10 protein-coding genes are annotated in these 20,416 nt (G+C 68.8%); 8 read left to right on the top strand and 2 right to left on the bottom strand.

Annotated features, from left to right (window positions below; all coding sequences use genetic code 11):
* The first annotated feature begins 14 nt into the window (after positions 1-14).
* Positions 15-9,668 (top strand): LamG-like jellyroll fold domain-containing protein, encoded by a 9,654-nt coding sequence (locus tag ACSHWB_RS19590; RefSeq protein ID WP_439663446.1) that lies wholly within the window; start codon positions 15-17, stop codon positions 9,666-9,668.
* A 209-nt stretch (positions 9,669-9,877) separates the two neighbouring features.
* Positions 9,878-10,129: a hypothetical protein gene (locus tag ACSHWB_RS19595; protein WP_439663447.1), complete on the top strand. Its 252-nt coding sequence runs from the start codon at positions 9,878-9,880 to the stop codon at positions 10,127-10,129.
* Positions 10,130-10,580: 451 nt separating this feature from the next.
* On the opposite strand, the gene ACSHWB_RS19600 is transcribed toward ACSHWB_RS19595, so the two are convergent.
* Positions 10,581-11,123 (bottom strand): hypothetical protein, encoded by a 543-nt coding sequence (locus ACSHWB_RS19600; RefSeq protein ID WP_439663448.1) that lies wholly within the window; start codon positions 11,121-11,123, stop codon positions 10,581-10,583.
* A 119-nt stretch (positions 11,124-11,242) separates the two neighbouring features.
* Between ACSHWB_RS19600 and ACSHWB_RS19605 the strand changes: the two genes are divergently transcribed.
* The 6 genes from ACSHWB_RS19605 (at position 11,243) to ACSHWB_RS19630 (ending at position 19,468) form a co-directional block, all read left to right on the top strand.
* Positions 11,243-11,803: a TetR/AcrR family transcriptional regulator gene (locus ACSHWB_RS19605; RefSeq protein WP_439664632.1), complete on the top strand. Its 561-nt coding sequence runs from the start codon at positions 11,243-11,245 to the stop codon at positions 11,801-11,803.
* Positions 11,804-11,995: 192 nt separating this feature from the next.
* The gene (locus ACSHWB_RS19610) at positions 11,996-15,058 is read left to right on the top strand and encodes an AfsR/SARP family transcriptional regulator (protein WP_439663449.1); all 3,063 of its coding nucleotides are present in this window, start codon (positions 11,996-11,998) and stop codon (positions 15,056-15,058) included.
* Positions 15,059-15,177: 119 nt separating this feature from the next.
* Complete coding sequence (locus ACSHWB_RS19615; protein ID WP_439663450.1) at positions 15,178-16,056, top strand: hypothetical protein; 879 nt, start codon at positions 15,178-15,180, stop codon at positions 16,054-16,056.
* Between the two features lie 49 nt (positions 16,057-16,105).
* Complete coding sequence (locus tag ACSHWB_RS19620; protein WP_439663451.1) at positions 16,106-17,557, top strand: glycoside hydrolase family 19 protein; 1,452 nt, start codon at positions 16,106-16,108, stop codon at positions 17,555-17,557.
* A 44-nt stretch (positions 17,558-17,601) separates the two neighbouring features.
* A complete protein-coding gene (locus tag ACSHWB_RS19625) occupies positions 17,602-18,987 on the top strand; it encodes a CHAP domain-containing protein (protein ID WP_439663452.1) in 1,386 nt (461 codons plus the stop codon).
* A 67-nt stretch (positions 18,988-19,054) separates the two neighbouring features.
* Complete coding sequence (locus ACSHWB_RS19630) at positions 19,055-19,468, top strand: hypothetical protein (protein WP_439663453.1); 414 nt, start codon at positions 19,055-19,057, stop codon at positions 19,466-19,468.
* Here the strand turns inward: ACSHWB_RS19630 and ACSHWB_RS19635 are convergent.
* On the bottom strand, positions 19,450-20,286 hold the full coding sequence (locus ACSHWB_RS19635; RefSeq protein WP_439663454.1) for an aminoglycoside phosphotransferase family protein: 837 nt from the start codon (positions 20,284-20,286) through the stop codon (positions 19,450-19,452). The genes ACSHWB_RS19630 and ACSHWB_RS19635 overlap by 19 nt on opposite strands.
* Positions 20,287-20,416 lie beyond the last annotated feature (130 nt).

The following is a 20,416-nucleotide window of genomic DNA, read 5'->3' on the forward strand; positions in this document are numbered from 1 at the left end:
GGGGGAAGATCCATATGACCGGCCGCAGAGCCGGGCGCTTCCGCGCGCCCAAATACCTGGTTCCCGTGCTGGGGCTGTTGCTCACAGTGACGCTCGTCATCGGTGTCGGCGGGTCCGGCATGACGGCGCTCCTGCCCTGGTTCACCGACGCCGGGCGTGAGCTGGCGGAGCAGCTGGACAGGGCTCGCGGACTCGCCGCCCAGCAGGACGGCGGCACCGCGGACGGTCTCCCGTCCGAGAGCGACAGCCGTGAGGGCAACCTCGGGATGCCGGTCTCGGAGATGTCGAAGTACCCCAGGCCGAAGTTCGGATCGCCGGAGGGCGGCGCGCGCAACACCGCGAAGGTGGAGCAGGGGCCGAGCAAGGTCACCGGGTTCGACTCGAAGACGAGCCGTCTCGACTCGCGCTCCCGCAACGAGACGACCTACCGCAACACCGACGGCACGCGGACCACGCAGTTCAGCGACACGCCGATCAACTACCGCAAGCCGGACGGCACGTGGGCGCCGATCGACCCGTCCCTGGTGGCGGACAACGGTTCGTGGCGCAACAAGGCCGACGGCGTGTCGTTGCAGCTCGCGAGCAAGGCCGACGCGTCGTCACTGGTGACGATCAAGCTCGACGACCAGCACGAGTTCGCCTACGGCCTGGCCGGCGCGCGGGGCAGCGCTGGTGTGCAGGCGGGCACGACCGTCACCTACCCCGGTGTCGCCGACCACGCCGACCTGCGGGTCGAGTCGGTTCCCGGTGGTGCCAAGGAGATCCTGGTCCTCAACGACAGGGCCGCCGCGCGCACGTGGGACTTCCCGTTGCGGCTCAAGGGTTTGACCGCGAAGGTCGTGGACGGCTCGGTCGTGCTGTCAGACTCGTCCGGTCGTGAGCGGCTGAGCATTCCCCCCGGCTTCATGACCGATTCCGCGCCGCGCAAGGAAGACGTCGTCCCTGCGCAGTCGTTCGGCGTGAAGTACGAGATCACCGGCGGCGGCCGCACCCTGCGGGTGTCGCTCGACTCCGCGTGGCTCGACGACCCTGCCCGCGTGTACCCGGTGCTGGTCGACCCCACGGTGTTCGAGGGCAGGCCGGAGGCCCGGCAGCTCGGCCAGGGCGCGGTTCCCGGCGAACTGGCCATCGGCAACAGCCGCACGGCGCTGCTGCGGTTCGGTGCGGTGAGCACCGCGCTGCGCAACCACAAGATCTTCGGTGCCCAGCTGCAGCTGGTGAACTTCGACTCGGCGACCTGCAAGCCGCAGCCGATGGTGGTGCGCTCGGTCGCGGGCAACTTCACGGACGCCTCGCCCGCTCTGGGCGGGGTGATAGGCGGCGGGTCGTTCTCGCACGGCTTCATGTCGGTGGGGCAGACGCGATCCGCGTGCCCGGCGGCACCGGAGCTGATCGACCTGGGCATCGGCGGCGAGCAGCTGGTGCAGGGCTGGGCCAACGGTGCCGCGAACAACGGCATCGCGTTGCAGGCGCAGAACCAGGGTTCGGCCGCCCAGTGGAAGAAGATCGTGGGTGCGGGCACGGCGAACCCGCCGAAGCTGTTCGTGACGCACAGCCCGTACAACGCCGAGTACCGGATCGACCAGCCGGTCCCGGACCCGCCGCTGACGAGTCAGCAGCCGGGCAAGGTGAAGGTCTGGGTGCGGAACACGGGTGCGAACGCGTGGGACCCGGCGAACTACGACCTGGCGTACAAGGTCTTCAACGCGGACACCAACGCTCTGGTCGACGTGGTGCGCGCGAAGGGTCTGCCGCACACGGTGAACCGTGGTGACGCGGTCACCTTGGAAGCGGACATCGCGAAGCTGCCGTACGGCCGCTACGTCTTCGACTTCTCGATGCGGCACGGGAACACGGTGTTCACCGACGAGCAGGTGGCGCCGGCGCGGATCACGCTGGAGGTCTTCAACGTTCCGCCGGTGGTGACGGAGCAGTACCCGCCGGCCGGTCAGAACGTGGAGACGCTGCGGCCGCAGCTGTGGGCCAAGGCGCAGGACCACGAGGGTGACGCGATCACCTACAAGTTCCAGATCTGCGAGCGCGACCAGGCGGGCGCCGAGGTCGGTTGCTTCGACTCCGGGGTCATCGCCCCTGCGTACTGGACGGTGCCGGAAGGCAAGCTGCGCTGGGACCGCGTCTACTACTGGCGTGCGTTCGCCTACGACGGCAACGGCGAGAGCAGTCCGGTCGCCTGGTCGGCTCTGATCACGTCGGTGCCGCAGCCCGAGGTCACCTCGCGGATGGGCAACGCGCCCTACACCGGCAACGGTCTCGGGTTCGACCCGATGGTCGGCAACTACACGACCGCGGCGATCGACGCCGCGGCCGCGACGGCGGGCCCCGAGCTCAACGTCGCCCGCACGTACAACAGCCTCGACCCGCGGGCGAAGCTGACGTTCGGCAGCGGCTGGTCGACCCGGTACGACATGCGGGTCGTCGAGGACGGTGACGGTTCGGGCAACGTCGTGGTGACGTACCCCGACGGTCAGCAGGTGCGGTTCGGCAAGAACCCCGACGGCACGTTCACGCCGCCGCCGGGTCGTGCCGCGACCCTGGTCCGTTCGGCGTCGGACTGGAAGCTGGTCGACAAGGACCGGACGGTCTACGGCTTCGACAACAGCGGTGCGCTGGTGTCCATCAAGGACAGTGCGGCGCGGCTGGTCGAGCTGACCTACAAGGACGACAACGGCAAGAGGCTGCTGGAGAAGGTCACCAGCAGGACCAGCAACCGCACGCTGTTCTTCGCCTGGAACGCCGACCGGACGCATGTCGAGTACGTGCGCACCGAGCCGGTGGACGGGTCAGCGCTGGAGTGGAAGTACGTCTACGACGCGGATCAGCTGCGCGAGGTGTGCGACCCGACCGGCAAGTGCACGCGCTACAACTACGAGAAGGGCTCGCACTACCGCAGCACGGTCCTCGACTCCCGCCCGGACTCGTACTGGCGGCTGGGTGAGGCCGGCGGCGACGACGCGAACTCGCAGATCAGCGTCAAGCTGGGCAAGGACCTGGGCAAGTTCGTCGGTGTCGGTGCGCCGAACCAGAACCAGACCGGTGCGCTGGGCGGCAGCGACGACCGCGCCGTGCGGCTCGGTGGCGGCAGCCACGTGACGCTGCCGGAGAAGCAGGTCAACAAGCACCGCGACCTGGCGATCGAGCTGTGGTTCAAGACCACCTCGGCCGGTCCTCTCGTGGGGTACCAGGACAAGGCGGTCGGCGAGACGCCCGGCCGCGGCGTGCCGTTGCTGTACATCGGGTCCGACGGCAAGCTGCGCGGCCAGTTCTGGCAGGGCGCGATCAACCCGATCACCACCACCGGCACGGTCAACGACGACCAGTGGCACCACGTGGTGCTGTCGGGCTCGGTCGCTAGCCAGACGTTGTTCCTGGACGGCAAGGTCGTCAACTCCACGCCGCTGGCGGGTCCGATCGACCACGCGCTGCTGCAGTTCGCTCAGGTCGGCGCGGCCAACGTGACGGGTTCCTGGCCGGGCATCGCCTCAGGTCGCACGTCGTTCTCCGGTCTGGTGGACGAGGTCGCGTTCTACGCCCGCCCGCTGGGCCTGAGCCAGGTCGCGACGCACCACGCGGCGCAGGCGGCCGGTGACCAGGTCACCGAGGTCACCATGCCCGGCGGTCTGGACAGGGTCGCGGCGAAGATCAGCTACGACCACGTCCACGACCGCATGCGCGAGTACGTCGACAGCGACGGCGGCCGCTGGCAGCTCGGCGTGCCCACGATGGGCGGCAACGAGGAGAACCTGATCCGCAGCGTGCGGGTCGTGGATCCGGGTGGCCGTCCGCAGTACTACGACTTCGACGGCGCCAAGGGCAGGATCCTCCGCCAGGTCACGCCGATCGGTGCGGCGGTGCGGCCGGAGGACATGGTCGGCCGTGACTGCCGGACCAACGGCGACGGCATCACCACGTGCGACGGCCTGGTCGTCTCGCTGGGTGTCCGCCTGTTCGACTACGACAAGTCGGGTTTCCAGCAGACGATCAAGGACGAGCTCGCCAACGAGGCGACGCTGGTCCACGACGAGCGCGGTAACCTGAAGCAGAAGATCAGCTGCCGGGAGATCACCTGGGTCGGTGACCAGCAGCAGAAGAACTGCCAGACCACCTACTACACCTACCAGGCACCGACCGCGGACCCGACCGACCCGCGCACGGACAAGCTGCTGGAGACCCGCGACGCCCGGTCGTCCGGTCCGGCCGACAACACCTACCTGACCACGTCGAGCTACACCGATTTCGGTGACCTGGAACGGGAGACGAACCCGGACGGCGGTTCGACGTTCCACCGCTACACCGACGGTTCGACGACCGCGGTCGGCTCCACGAAGCCGGAGCCGGTGCGGCTGCTGAAGTCGACCACCGACCCGCGCGGCTCGACCACGGTCAACAAGTACTACGAGAACGGCGACCTGGCCGAGACGCAGTCCCCCTCGGGCATGCGGACGGTCTTCACCTACGACGTGCTGGGCCGCAAGAAGACCGCGACGGAGATCTCCGACGCGAACCCCGGCGGCGTGACCACGACGTACAAGTACGACAAGCTCGGCCGCGTCACGGAGGTCGTCTACCCGGCGACCAAGAACGCCGTGACGGGCAAGACCCACGTGGAGACGGCGAAGACCGAGTACGACGCGGACGGCAACACGACCGCGGCCGAGATCGTCGACTCGCAGGACCCCGGCAACCCGCGCCGTTCGACGTTCGAGTTCGACGCGTTCGGCCGCATGACCAAGACGATCGGGCCTGAGGGCAACGAGGCGTCGTTCGGTTATGACGTGTTCGGCAACCGCACGTGGGCCATCGACGCCAACGGCGTGAAGACCGTCTACACCTACACAGCTCGCAACAAGGTCGCGCAGGTCCGTCTGGTCGGCTACCACGGCAAGGCGATCACGCCCGGTGCCACCGGTTTCGACCCGCTGGACCCGGACGAGCCGCTGCCGGACCTGGTCCTGGAGTCGAACCAGTACGACCACACCGGCAAGTTGCTGGTGCAGACCGACGCCATGGGCAGGCGGACCGAGTACTCGTACTTCGGTGACGGCCTGGTCAAGGAGATCAAGGCCAAGGCGGACAACAAGGACGGCACGCAGGCGATCCCGATCCAGCAGAACACCTATGACGCCGCGGGCAACCTGACCCGTCAGGTCGGCATGGGTGGCAAGGTCGTCGCGCACGAGGTCGACGCCACCGGCCGGCTCAAGTCCTCCACGCAGGAACCGGACACGCTGCGCCGCCGCACCGACTACACCTACGACCTGAGCGGCAACATCACGAAGGTCGTCCGCGGCGGTGCGCACTCCAACACCGGTGCGTTCACCGCGGCGTTCTCCGAGGTCGTGGACTTCGAGTACGACGCGTACGGCCGTCAGGTCAAGGAGTCGATGCGCGGTTCCGCCGGAGTCGCCGTCACGCGCAAGAAGTACGACCAGCGCGACCTGGTCACGTCGGTCATCGCGCCGCTCGGCAACGTCGCCGGTGCCGTGGAGGCCAGCCACACCACCGAGTACAAGTACGACGAGCGCAGCCGCACGGTCTCGATGGTCTCGCCTCCGGTCACCACGGAGGAGTACGGCAAGGCGCCGTCGGTCACGCGTCCGACGTCCACGACGGGCTACAACGCGTTCGGTGACGTCACCGAGATCCGCAACCCGGCCGGTGGCGTCATGACCATGGCCTACGACAAGGCGGGTCGTGCCGTGCGCACGGTCTCCCCGTCGTACCAGGCACCGGGTTCCGGCTCGCCGGTCAACGGCGTGGCGACGGTCGAGTACGACGCGATGGGCCGCGCGACCAAGACGACCGACCCCACTGGCGCGTCGATCTGGATGTACTACGACCAGCGCGGCCGTCTGGTGGAGAAGCGCGACCCGAACCCGGACGAGCGCACCACCCCTGGCGGTTCGTGGCGCTACAGCTACACGAACAACGGCGACCTGCTGTCCACACAGGACCCGACCGGCGGCACGACCCAGCGCACGTACGACCAGTTCAGCCGCGCGGTCACCCAGACCGTGCTGGAGACCACGCCGCAGCCCGCCGCGTTCGAGACGAAGCTCGCCTACGACGCCAAGGGCAACCTCGACACCATCACCTCGCCGAAGAACGAGGTGACCCGCTTCGGCTACGACGCGCTGGGGCAGAAAACCAGCGTGACCGACCCGGCCGGGGTCGTGACGCAGCTCGGCTACGACTCGTTCGGCAACCAGGTCTACACCCGCGACGCCCAGGGCCGTGCCTCGTACCAGCGCCTCGACCAGGCGGGCAACAAGGTCCTCGACCTGAGCCTCGCCCCGAACGGCCAGGTGCTGCGGCAGGGCAAGTACACCTACGACATCGCGGGCAACATGGTCACCGCGACCGACCCGCTCGGCAAGGTCACGAAGAGCACCTACGACGCCCTCGGCCAGCTCACCGCGCTGGAAGAGCCGGTGTCGGCCACCGAGTCCATCACCACCTCCTACGGCTACGACAACTCGGGCCGCAGGACGCGGGTGACGGACGGCCGCTCCAACGCGACCTTCTACACCTACAACTCCCTGGGCAAGCCGGAGTCGGTGATCGAGCCGTCCACCGCGGCCCACCCGAACCTCACCGACCGCACCTGGACCACCGCCTACGACAACTCGGGCCGCCCGACTGTCCTGACGGCTCCCGGCGGGGTGACGCGCACCCGTGAGTACGACGGCCTCGGCCGTCTACGCAAGGAAACGGGCGCGGGCGCCGCAGCGTCGGCTTCGGAGCGTCTGGTCTCCTACGACCTCGTCGGCCGCCCGACCTCCGTGTCGGCTCCCGGCGGCTCCAACACCTACTCCTACAACACCCGCGGTCTGCTGACCTCGGCCACGGGCCCGTCCGGTGACGCGACCTTCGGCTACGACGAGGCAGGCCGTCTCTCGACCCGCACGGACGCCTCGGGCACGTCGTCGTTCAGCTACGTCAACGGCCGCCTGAACTCCGCGCAGGACGGCGTCTCCGGCGCCCTGGTGGCGTTCGGCTACAACCCCGCCGGCCTGGTCGAGTCGATGAACTACGGCGCGGGCAGGGTCCGCACGTTCGGCTACGACGACTTCGGCCGCGAGACCTCGGACGTCACGAAGAACTCGACCGGTGGCGTCGTCGCCTCCGTCGGGTACGAGTACGACCTGGCCGACCGCCTGAAGAAGAAGACCACCGCGGGCACCGCCGGCGGCGGCGAGCAGACCTACGGCTACGACGACCTCGGCCGCATGACGTCCTGGACGTCCGGCGGCGCGACGACGGCGTATGCCTGGGACAAGTCCGGCAACCGGATCCAGAACGGCGCCAAGACCTCGGCGTTCGACGAGCGCAACCGCGTCCTGTCCGACGGCGACTACACCTACAAGTACTCGCCGCGCGGCACCCGCGACTCGCGCACCTCGTCGGGCTTCGAGGAGAAGTTCGAGTTCGACGCCTTCGACCGCCTGACCAAGGTCGGTTCCGCGACCTACACCTACGACGGTCTCGACCGCCCGGTCACGCGCGGTTCCAAGCAGTTCAAGTACTCCGGCCCGTCGATCGACCCGGTGTCCGACTCGACGTCGTTGTTCGGCCGCGGCGCCGGCGGCGAGCTGCTGTCGCAGTCGTCCGGTGCGGAAAAGCGCTTGTTGTTGTCCGACAAGCACGGCGACGTCGTGGGCGGCATCGACGCGTCCTCGGCCCAGCTGAAGGACTCGGTCGCCTACGACCCGTGGGGCAAGGTGACGGCGTCGACCGGCACCAAGCCCGCCGTGGGCTTCCAGGGCGACTGGACCGACCCGGACAGCGGCCACGTCAACATGGGCGCCCGCTGGTACGACCCGTCCACCGGCGGCTTCGCCTCCCGTGACTCGGTCGACCAGGGCGGCCCGGGTTCCGGCGGCTTCAACCGCTACTCCTACGGCGTCGGCTCCCCGGTCAACGGCTTCGACCCCAACGGTCACAACTGGTTCAGCGACGCCGTCTCCTGGGTCGGCGACAACATCTCCACCGTCGGCCACACCGTCCTCGACGTGGCAGGCCTGGTCCCCGGCCTCGGTGAGATCGCGGACGGCATCAACGCCGTCTGGTACCTCGCGGAAGGCAACTACACCGACGCCGCCCTGTCCGCGGCGGGCATGATCCCGTTCGGCGGCTGGGGCGCCACCGCGGCGAAGTGGGGCAACCGCGGCTACGACGCCGTCCGCGGCGCCGACAACGTCCCAACCCCGCGCAGCCCGGACGCGCCGCACCCCCGTCGCCCCGACGGCCCCAACGCAGGCAAGGGCCCGGACGGCATGCCGTTGAAGAAGACGGACGTCCCGAACGCCTCGAAGTCGTTGCCAGATCCCCGAAAGCTGGCAGCAGAGGCAGCGGCACGAAGAGCCGCGGCAGCAGCCGCCGCCTACCAGGCAGCGGTACGCAGAACGGCAGCAGCCAAGGCCGCCGTGGCCAAGGCCGTGAAGAGCAACCCGATCCCCACGTTGAAGGCTGCTCTCAAGCCGCGTATCGCCAATGCCAAGAACATCATCTCGGCGATGCCCAACGCCCCGGCGCGCATCGTCCAGACCGCCGTCACGAACGTCCAGGACCTCAACAAGGTCTACGAGACGATCAAGACCGCGATCCTGGGCGTGGGCAAGGAGGTCATCCAGGAGGCCGCGCAGGCCCAGGTGGCGGAAACCCTTGCGACGTTGGGTGTTCCGTACGCCGAGGACATCCTCGACCTGGCCGGTGGTGGCAAGAAGAAGAAACGTGCCGGCGACAAGGGCAAGGAGGCCAAGCAGAACGCGGCCTCGGGCGGTTCGTGCCCGGTGCCGTGGGCGGCGTCGAACAGCTTCGTGCCCGGCACGCTGGTCGTGATGGCCGACGGCTCCCGCAAGAAGATCGAGGACCTGCGTGAGGGCGAGTACGTCCTGGCCACCGACCCGACCACGGGCACGTCAGGAGCGCGCGAGGTCACCGAGGTCCGTACCAAGACCTCTGAGCGCGTCATGGTCGAGCTGACCGACACTGCCGGCGGCAAGATCAAGGCCACCGACGAGCACCCGTTCTGGGTGGAGTCGGAGAAGCGCTGGGTCAAGGCGATCGACGTCAAGCCCACGTACCGGTTCCTCACCGCCGACAACAGGTCGGCCGAGGTCACTGGCACGCGGACTTGGAGCGGGATCGAGAAGGTCCACAACTTCACGGTCGACGGGCTGCACACGTACTACGTCGCCAGCTCTCCGGAGGCCGCGCCACTCCTCGTCCACAACGAGGACAGGGAGTCGATTACCGGTTGTGAGAACCTCGAGGCCGCAGATCCCGTCAGGCACTTGGCACTGGGGATCGAAGACAAGGGCGTCAAGGACTTCGCGGAGGCAGTTGGTGCGACGCACCTGATGGGCGAGTCTGGATGGAAGGCCAGCGTCCACGCCACTGTCGCGAACATCGGATCCGGCTCGAAGGTGTCGTTCCTGCTCGACGGGCTCGACGCCGCGGGCCAAGGATATGAGCAGGCCGCCAAGATTGCTGTAGCGAAGGCAAAGGCCGGTACGGAGCGCGCGACCGAGTGGGAGTTGGCCGAAGTAGCGCAGCATGGAAAGCTCGACGACGTCGACTTCTACCGAACGAGTAGGAAGACGGGCACTTGGGCGCTAGTGAAGCCGAATCCAAAGCACAGAGGCTGAAGCCGGTCCGCGCTGAGTTGGACCTCCGTGACGAGCGGAAGTTCAGCCTGGCGGACTACGGCACCAGTCACGCGTGGGCAGTGTTCCGCGGAATACCTCTGCGCGATGACGATATCCCGTTCGGGTCTGCCGCCCGAGTACTTGACGTCGTGTTCCTCGGACTGGAGCGCATCGCCAGTTGGAGGCACATCAAGTCATTGCACGTGCGGATGGCCGACCAGGCTCAGCGGGACGCGCTGGCGGAGCGGATCGGCCGGATTCGCAAGTCGGATTCCGTCTACTTCATCGAGGAAGGCTCGCTCGAGAACTACGTCATCGCGTCTCGCGTCTACTGGGCGGAGTACAACCTGACGTACGACGCGGACAGCCCGCTCATCGCTGACAGCAGGGCGGACAGCGCGGCCTACCGGCAGGCGAACCTGCCGCTTGGGCCGGTTCGCTACGCCGACTACGAGCAGTAGACGAGCGGGCCCACCGTTCAGGGTGCTCGTGAGTGACCCTTCGGTCAGCGGGTTCCAACGTTGCCCGCAACACCTTGGATTCCAGGGAGTTGCGGGCATCGTGGTTTCACGAGAGTCGTGGGCGACGTTCGTCGAGGGCCTGGGCTGGGGAAGGGCAATGTCTCGGGTGCGGTTCGTGGTGGGTAGAGGTTGAACTGCTCGACGGGTGGTATCTAACGGGAGTCAGGACAGAGGGCAGCCTGCTCGGACTGAGTCAAGGCCGGCCGTCTTCCGTGACGTCTTCTCTGTCCGGACAGGGCGTCGGTTGGCGCGGAACTGCCGAATTCCTGCCTGCGACCATCGGACAATGGCTGGACGCGAACATCGGCTGCACGCTGGGAACAGTGCTGCCTTGCGCCTGGGCCGACCATGCCGGGAATGCTTGCGTGCGTTTGGGGCGGTCCCTTTCTCGTCACTTGCTGCGGCGCAGGCGCAGCGCCGAGACGAGGAAGAACACGCCGCCGATCGCCGCGTACCCGGCAAGGTTGCTCAAAGTCGCCCCGTCAGCCCCAGCCTGCAGAACGAACGAAGTACCGGCGAGAGTGGAGATCCCACCGCTGAGAATCATCGGCCACTGCCCACCAAGGCTCCGCCGCACCAGCCCAACGGCCAGCTGAGCCACCCCGGACACCACGGCCCAGACACCCCACACCGTCAAAACCGCCGGAATCCCGGACGTGACAGCGAACGCCAGCCCAGCCGCCGCGAGCGTGCTGACCGCGATGTTGGCGTAGAGCGCGGGAGAAGCCCCACCACGCGAGGTCCGGCTGTCGACCACGATCGCCGCCACGTCGAACAACGGGTACAGCACCAGCAAAGCCCCGCTGACCAGCCCGATCTCACTCCCGGTGACGAACAGCAACACCGCCCACACCACAGCGAACCCGAAGCGGACGAGGTAGAGCGTGCGGAGGGCGGGGGCGAGGCTCGCCGGTGATTCGGTACGGGTGCTCACGGCTCAGATCCTTCAAGTGGGGAGAACGTTCTTTCTACCTGGCCAAGACTGGCAGCAAGCGATCGCACCTGTCAAGACCGAACGTTCTCTCTGCTAGCGTCGAAGGCGTGACCCGCACCGTGTCCGACGCCCGGAACCGCCTGCTCGGCACAGCCAGCCGGCTGTTCTACTCCGAGGGACTGCACTCCGTCGGAGTCGACCGCATCCTCGCCGAGGCGAAGGTGACGCGCGCGACGATGTACCGCCACTTCGCCGGCAAGGAGGACCTGGTCCTCGAGTACCTGGCGCAGGCGGACCAGGCGACCCGCCAGAACGTCGAGGCGGGCGTGGCCGCGGCGTCGAACGACGCGGACGCCGTGCGCGCCGTCGCGAAGGGGATCGCCGGGCACATCCGGAGCGAGGCGTTCCGCGGCTGCGCTTTCCTCAACGCCGTGGCGGAGTACGCCGATCCCGCGCATCCCGTGCACAAGGCGGTTCTGGCGCACCGTCAGTGGTTCCTCGACGTCGTCACGGCACTGCTCGCCCGTGTGGGAGACGCTCCCGCGGAGCGCGATGGCAGGCATTTCGTGATGCTGCGCGACGGTGCGATGGCGGCCGGCTGCCTCTCCGATCCCGGTCCGATCGGCGACACGCTCCTCGACGCGGTCGAGGGCATTCTCCGGGCGCGCCGCCTGGCCTGAGATCGCTGTCATACCCCCGCTGACCTCGCTTGACAGTGCTGCGACCAGCTCATACTGTCGATTGGCACCAGACGAATGTCACGCGAACGTGTGACCTCGCCTGGTCGGACGGATCCTGGGGGGACGTCGGAAGGCCGCGTTCGTGGCCGCCGACGATGCCTCCTGCGTCTTGGGGGGTACATGGAGTTCCGCGTGCTTGGTCCGGTCGAAGCTCTCGTGGCGGGGGAACCCGTCCCTCTCGGCGGGCCGAAACCGCGAACGCTGCTCGCACTGCTCGCCGCGCAGACCAGCCGGGTCGTGCCGCTGGAGCGACTGGTCGACGCGGTCTGGGGTGAGGATCCGCCGGAGCAGGCGAAGGCCGCGATCTACACCTACATCTCGACGTTGCGCCGCAAGCTCGCCGCGGCCGACGGCGCCGACGTCATCGTGCGCACCGGTGGGGGATACCGGCTCGAAGCCTCGTTCGACCAGATCGACCTGCACGTCTTCCTCCGCGAGATCGCGGCGGCCAGGCGGGCGCGAGCCGAGGACAAGCTCGTCCAGGCGGTCACCCACTTCGAGAACGCGCTCGGGCTGTGGCGGGGCACCGCACTCGGTGGCGCGCAGGGCACCTGGGCGGACAACGAACGTGCGCGCGTGGAAGAACTGCGGCTGGCGGCGCTGGAGGACCGCGTCGACGCGGACCTCGCGCTGGGAAAGAACGAGGCGCTGGTGGCCGAGCTCACCATCGCGGTCGCCGAGGAGCCGCTGCGGGAACGCCTGCGCGCCCAGCTGATGCTGGCGCTGCACCAGGCGGGACGGCGGGCGGACGCGCTGGAGTGCTACCAGGAGGGCAGACGGGCGCTGCTCGACGAGCTGGGCGTCGAGCCCGGCCCGATGCTGCGCGGCGCGCACGAGCACGTCCTGCGGGACAACGAGGAACCCGTGCCGGTGGTGCAGGACGAAGCGCCGGCGGAGGAACAGGAAAGCGGCGAGCCCTCGCGGCTCGTCCGCACGCCGAGCCAGCTGCCGTTCGACATCGCCGACTTCACCGGCCGCACCGTCGAGGTCGCGACGCTGGGCCGGCGCCTGGCGGAGGAGGGGACCGGCTCGCGGCTGTGCACGATCTTCGGCAAGCCCGGCGCGGGCAAGAGCACGCTCGCGATGCACGTCGCCCACCGCGTGCGCGAGCAGTTCCCCGACGGCCAGCTGTACGTGTCGTTGCGCGGTACTCGTGCCGTTCGCCCGGAACCGGTCGAGGTGCTGGCCGGGTTCCTGCGCGCGCTCGGCGTCGCGGACTCGGCGATCCCGGACGAGGCGGACGAGCGGGCGCGTCTGTACCGCACGATGCTCGCCGACCGGCGAATCCTCGTCGTGCTCGACGACGTGGCCGACGAGAAGCAGATCAGGCCGCTGCTGCCGGGCGGGCACACCGCGGCCGTGCTCGTGACGAGCCGTGAACGGCTCAGCGCGCTCGACGGCGCGACGCACCTCGACCTGCACGTGCTCGCCGACGAGGAGGCCGTGCAGCTGCTCGACCGGGTGGTGGGCGGCGATCGGGTCGCGGCGGAACCACTGGCGGCACAGGAGATCGTGCGGCTGTGCGGCAGGCTGCCGCTGGCCGTGCGCATCGCGGGAGCACGGCTCGCGGCACGGCAGCGCTGGCAGCTCGGCCGCCTGGCCGACCGGCTGCGTGTTCAGCAGCGCGTGCTGCAGGAGCTCTCCATCGGAGACCTCGAAGTGCGCGGCAGCCTCGCGCTGAGCTACGACGGACTGTCCGAACGCGAGCGGATGGCGTTGCGGCGCCTGGGTCTGCTCGACCTGTCGTCGTTCGGCGGCTGGGTCGTCGCACCGCTGCTCGGCTGTTCCGCGACGGACGCGGAGGACGTCGTGGAGCGGCTCGTCGACGCCCAGTTGCTCGATGTGTCCACAACGGACGACAGCGCCGCGTTGCGCTATCAGATCCACGACCTCACCCGTGCCTTCGCGCGGGAACGCGGCGAAGCCGAGGAGACCGCCGAGACGATTCGCACCGCGGTGTCCCGCGCGGCGGAGTGCTGGCTCGGACTGGTCGAGGTCGCCGGCAGCCGGATGCCCCACGCCACCTTCGACTCCGAGCGGTCCGGCCTGCTCGACCGCTACCTCGACGAGGCCCAGGTCGACGAGATCGTCGCCGATCCCGAGTCGTGGTTCGACGCCGAGCAGGGTGGGCTGGTCGGCGTCGTCGAACGGGTCAGCGAGCTCGACCTGACCGACGTGGCGACGCGGCTCGCGGCCACGCTGTGCTCGTCTCGCTTCTCCGTGCGCAACCTCTTCGGCCAGTGGTACCGGACGCACACCGCCGCGCTGGAGGCAGCCCGCCGCGCGGGTGACCGCCTCGGCGAAGCACGGTTGCTGGTGGGACTGGGCTGGCTGCGGTACGAGCAGGACCGGTTCGACGAGTCCGCCACCTACTACGAGCAGGCGCTGACCGCCTACGAGCAGAGTGGCGACCGGCGCGGCCTGGCCACCACGAGGCTCGCGCTCAGCACCGTCCAGCGCGAGCACGGCCAGCTCACCGCCGCACGTTCGTCGCTGGAGCAGGTCCTGTCCGAGCTCCAGCTGCCGGAGGACAGGCTCGTGATCGCCCAGGCGCGGCACGGACTCGGCCGCGTGCTGACCGAACAGGGCGAGCTCGACGCCGGGCTGGCCGCGTGCGAGCAGGCCTGCGCGGAGTACGAGGAGATCGGCGACCAGCGCGGCTGGGCCATCGCACTGAGGTCGGTCGGCATCGTGCACCGGGCCGCGGGACGCCTGGAGCAGGCCTCGCACTGGTCCGCGCGGGCGGTCGAGGTGCTGTCCGGACTCGGCAACCGCCTGGCGTCGGCGTACGCGGTGCAGGCGCTGGCGAAGGTCCGCGTTCGGCAGGGCAGGGGCGACGACCTGCGCGACGACCTGCTGGCGTGCCTGAACACCTGCAACGAGATGCAGGACGGGTTCGGCCAGGCGCTGATGCTGCGCACGATCGGCGAGCTCGACCTGGCAGCGGGGCGGTTCGCGGACGCGCGGCGGCATCTCGACCGCGCGTTGCAGTGGTGGGACGCGCTCGGACTGCCGGTGTGGCGGGCCCGCACCCTGCGTGACCTGGCGGCGGCACTGGACGGTCTCGGCGAGACCGTCGCGGCGGACAGGGCGTGGGCGGAGGCACTGGGCGTCTTCCAGTTGCACGGCTGCCGCGAAGCACAGGAGCCCAGGCGCGTTCCGGCGCCAGGACCTCGAGTTTTAGAGGTCTTTTAGATCGAGTTTGAGATCGGCAGGCCGGTTTCAGATTCCGCTTCAGGTTTCTTTGAGACCCCGCCGCGAAGCTTCTCTCATCCCGAAAGACGGGAAATGACGAGGGGTCAAGGGTGAGGGTCATGAAGAACGCACTGGGTCGAATCGCCGCTGCTTCGCTGATCGCCGGAATCGCGCTCACGGGAAACCAGTTCGCCGCCTCCGCGGGTGAGCTGCCCGCCGGTGCCGACCGGATCGGCGTGCTCCAGAACGGTGACCTGTCGGTCAAGCAGGGCAGCGTGTTCGCCGGTTGGTCGAGTCAACGCGGAGACGTGGCGAGGTTCGAGATCGCCGGCGACCGGGTGGGCGCGCTGACCACGGACGGCACACTCCACGTGAAGGAAGGCGCGCTCGACGCCTCCTGGGTCGCCCAGGCCTCCGGCCTCAAGGACTTCCGCCTCTCCGGCAACCGGATCGGCGTCCTGCGCACCGACGGCTCGCTCGCGGTGAAGGAAGGCCTCTCCGGCTCGTTCGTCGAGCAGATCTCCGGGGTCACCGACTTCGAGCTGACGAACAACCGCGTCGGCGTCGTCACCACGACCGGAACGGCCCTGGTCAAGCAGGGTGATCTGTTCTCGGCCTGGACCGAGCAGGCCTCCGGCGTCAAGGACGTCGAGCTGACCGCCACCCGCGTCGGCCTGGTGCGCACCGACGGCTCCGTCGCCGTCAGGGACGGCCTCACCGGCTCGTTCGTCGAGCAGCTGTCCGATGCCCGGCAGCTCTCGCTGGCCGGTGACCGCATCGGCGTCGTGCGCACCGACGGTTCGGCCGTCGTGAAGAACGGCGTGTTCGGGTCGTGGACCGAGCAGGGCGCCGGTATCTCCGCCCTCGACCTCGCAGGTGACCGCATCGGTCTGCTCCGTGCCGACGGCACCGCCGCGGTCAGGACCGGCGTGCAGGGCTCACTCGTCGAGCAGGCTGCCGGCGTGCAGCAGATCGGTCTCGCCGCGCCGTCCGCGTGAGTTCCCGCCCTTTCTTCCAGTCTTCGCAGAAATCATTCAGGAGCCAACGATGCGCTCGTTCAAGAACGCGCTCGGTCGCTTCACCGCGGCCACTCTTGTCACCGGAATCGCCCTCACCACGATGCACACGACCGCCTCGGCGGGGGAGCTGCCCGCCGGCAGCCACCGGCTCGGCGTGCTCGCCGACGGCAAGCTCCAGGTCAAGGAAGGCACCCTCTACGCGGGCTGGGTCGAGCAGATGGGCGGCGGCGTCCAGAAGTTCGACGTGGCCGGTGACCGGATCGGCGTGCTGACCAACGACAACAAGCTGTTCGTCAAGGAGGGCAACCTCTGGAGCGGCTGGACCGAGCAGGCCGCGAACGTGAAGGACTTCCGGCTGACCGGGAACCGGATCGGGGTGATCCGCCAGGACACGACACTCGCGGTCAAGGAGGGCGACCTCAACGCCGGGTGGGTCGAGCAGACCAGCGGTGTGAAGGACCTCGAACTGTCCGGCAACCGCGTCGGCGTGGTCCTGGAGAACGGTCTCGCCACCGTCAAGGAAGGCACCCTGTACTCGCAGTGGGTCGACCAGCTGGGCGGGGTGGCGGACATCGAACTGTCCGCGGACCGCGTCGGCGTGCTGCGCACCGACGGCACCGTCGCGGTGAAGGAGTCCAACCTCTGGTCGAACTGGGTCGAGCAGATCGGCAACGTGGCCAGGGTCGAACTGTCCGGCTCGATGATCGGTGTCGTCACGAACGACGGTCTCGCCACGGTCAAGGAGGGCAACCTCTACGCGCCGTGGGTGAACCAGACCTCGGGCGTGGCCGACCTGCAGATCGCCGGTGACCGCATCGGTGTGCTGACCACCGGCGGACTCGTGACCGTCAAGGAAGGCGGCCTGTACGGCTCCTGGGTCAACCAGTACGGCGGCGCGCAGAGCTTCCGGCTGGCGGCGGCGACCAGCAGCCAGGGCGGAAAGCACGTGTCGCAGCAGGACATCGTGAACATCTACGGCTCCGCCTATGCCACCGACACCGTCGCGACCGGACTGCCCGGTCTCAACGAGCAGATGGAAGCGGCCGGCATCACCTCGCCGACGCGCAAGGCGGCGCTCCTCGCCACGCTGAAGCACGAGAGCGGATTCCGTTACAACGCGGGAGAAGCCGGCAACGGCGCCGTCTACAAGGGACGCGGCTTCATCCAGATCACCAACGACTTCAACTACCAGGCCATCACGAACTACTTCGGCCACGACTTCATGAACCACCCCGAGGACGCGGCGAAGGTCGAGTGGAGCGCGAAGATCGCGCGCTGGTACTGGACGGTCGCGCGCAACATCAACGCCTCCGCGGACGCGTACGACATGGGCGGCGTCGGCCGTGCGATCGGGTACTCCTACGACCTCGACCCGACCGAGTCGCAGAACCGTTGCACCTCCTACAAGAAGGCGCTCGCCTACTTCAACGGTGGCTCGCTCCCCGTCGCCGAGAGCTCGATCAAGTGCCTGCGCCGCTGACCCTCCCGCCCTCCCGCCACTTCTCGAACCCAAGGAGCAGGACAATGTCCACCAAGACCATCGCCAAGCGCACCGCCGCCACCGTCCTCGCCGCCACGTTCATGGCTCTCGGCATGATCCCCGCCAGCGCCGACACCCGCACCGACATCCGTGACCTCGCCGCCGCGAACCACGCCAAGAACACCTGCAGCACCAACAGTCTCGGCGGCCAGGGCTTCATGGGCAGCTGCGCCGCACGGCACGCCTGGTGCTCGGACTTCGCGAGATGGGTCTGGGGCAACCGCAACCTGAACGTCGACCGCCTCACCCCGTCCGCCGGCACGTTCTACACCTACGGCGAGCGCCACGGCACGTTGCACAAGGACTCGGGCTACGTCCCACAGGTCGGTGACGCGGTGGTGCTCAACTACCAGGGCAACGCCTGGGCCGACCACGTGTCGCTCGTCGACGCTGTGTACGCCAACGGCACGATCCGCACGATCAACGGCAACTTCGGTGGCAGCGGCCCGATGACCTCGTCGGTCCAGTACGCCACCGGCGGCGGCCGCGTCGGCCAGGTCATCGCCGGCCAGACGATCTCCGCGTTCGTCAGCCCGGCAGGCGTCAGCGACGTGAAGCCGACCACCGCCCGCCTGGGTGTCCAGTTCAACAACAGCTCGGTGCAGGTGAAGGAAGGCAACCTCTACGCGCCGTGGGTCGAGGTGCACGGCGGCGGCATCGCCAAGTCCGAGACGCACGGCGACATGGTGGCTGTGCTGACCACCGGCGGTGACCTGTACGTCAAGCAGGGCAACCTCTGGCAGGGCTGGCTGCACATGGCGGGCAACGTCAAGGACTTCGCACTGGAGTCGGAGAAGGGCCGCGTCGCCATCCTGCGCACCGACGGCACCGCCGCCGTCAAGGAGGGCGGCCTGCAGGGCACGTGGGTCGAACAGGCCAACAACGTCAAGGAGATCGAGCTCTCCGGTACCTACGTCGGCGTCGTCACCACCGACGGCAAGGTGTTCGTCAAGGAGGACAACCTCTGGGCGAGCTGGACCGAGCAGCTGAGCAACGCCGCGAACCTGGAGCTGAACGCGAGCAACGGCCGCATCGCCGTGGTCCGCACCGACGGCACCCTGACCGTCAAGGAAGGCGGCCTGTACGCGAGCTGGGTCGAGCAGACCAGCGGTGTCAAGGACGTCGACCTGTCCGGTGACTACCTGGGCGTGGTGCTGGACAACGGTCTGGCCACCGTCAAGGTCGGCAACCTCTACTCGGGCTGGATCGACCAGCTCGCCAACGCCTCCGGCATCGAGGTCGACGCCAAGACCGCCCGCGTGGGCGTCCTGCGCACCGACGGCTCGCTGACCGTCAAGGACGGTGGCCCGTACAGCAGCTGGGTCGAGCAGACCAACGGTGTGAGCGACTTCTCGCTGACGAACTACTGATCCATCCGCACCGCTGAAGGGCCACGCCTGGGGGTCGTGGCCCTTCAGCCATTTCCAGGTGAGAACCATGAACGACATCCTCCGGCGCGCTGCCAGCTGGACCGGCGTCCCGTACTCGCAGAACGACTTCCACACCAACGAGTACGGGACCTACCGCACCGACTGCTCCGGCTTCGCCTCGATGGCGTGGGGCCTGCCCGGCAGGCCGCTCGACCCCCGCGGCGGCCTCAACACCGTCGATCTGGCAGGCATCAGCGCCCTGATCACCAAGGACGACCTCCGTCCCGGCGACCTGCTGATCACCTTGACCGGTGACCGCACCACGCGGCACGTGACCGTCTTCTGCCGCTGGGCCGACGTCGCGCACTCGCACTACTGGGCCTACGAGCAGTGCAGCGGCCACGGCACGGTCCACCGCATCGTCAGCTATCCCTACCTGCACAGCGCTTCCGGCTACCACCCCTACCGCCGCCGCGACTGATCCTCGAGCCAGGGCACGATCGCGGACACGAAGCCGTCCGGGCTGGTCATGGGCCGGCCGTTCATGGTGGCGACCAGGTGCCCGACACCGAACAGGGCGTCCCACGTGCGGGCACGGCGGTAGACGTCGGCGGACACGGCGCGACGGACGTTGTCCCAGCCGTGCCAGGCCATCTGAGCCGCGTCGATGGCGGGGTCGGCGGGCATGGCCATGTCCCAGTCGAGGACGCCGAGCAGCTTCCCGTCCGCCGACCAGTGCACGTTCGACCCGCTGAGATCGCCGTGCACCAGCGCGTCGGGCACGGGCTCCAGATCCAGGGCGGCGTCCAGGCGCCGCCGTCCTTCCGCCTGCCAGCGAACGGGCAGGCGGGGAACGATCTCCTCGGCGATGATCTGCGACCACGACGGCCCCTGCGCCCGGTCGTCCAGGACCTCCAGCAGCGAGCCGGTGAGCGGTACGGAGCGCACGGCCTCCAGCACCTCGGCGATCTGCGCGGGATCGCCGGCGCCTTCTGGCAGTGCGGCGCCGTCGACCCACGACACGGCAACCGCTGACTGGTCGCCGAACGCGGTCACGGGGGTGAGCGGTTCCGGCACCTGGAAAGGCAGGCCTGCGGCAGCCAGTCGCCGCAGCACCTCCACACGGCGGGGCATCGACGCGGCGGCCAGCGGCCTCGTGCTGACCCGGACCGCGGCGACGCCCGGGATCAGCAACACCCGGTGGACGTTGCCGTCGGGCGCGACGAAGGCGTCGTCCAGACGTGTGCCGGGCAGCAGGGCGGACGCGATCTCCATCAGGTCCGGAGCAGCCTTGATCATGTCCGGAACCTACAACGACGAGGGCGGAAGCTCCCGCGGTGGAGAGGTGCTCGAACCGGCCCTGATCCGCACGATCGGAGGTACGCTCCGCGCCAGAATCGGCGTGACCCTGGGGGACCGGAATGACCGG

The sequence above is a fragment of the Lentzea sp. HUAS TT2 genome, from assembly GCF_051853195.1.
Taxonomy (GTDB): domain Bacteria; phylum Actinomycetota; class Actinomycetes; order Mycobacteriales; family Pseudonocardiaceae; genus Lentzea.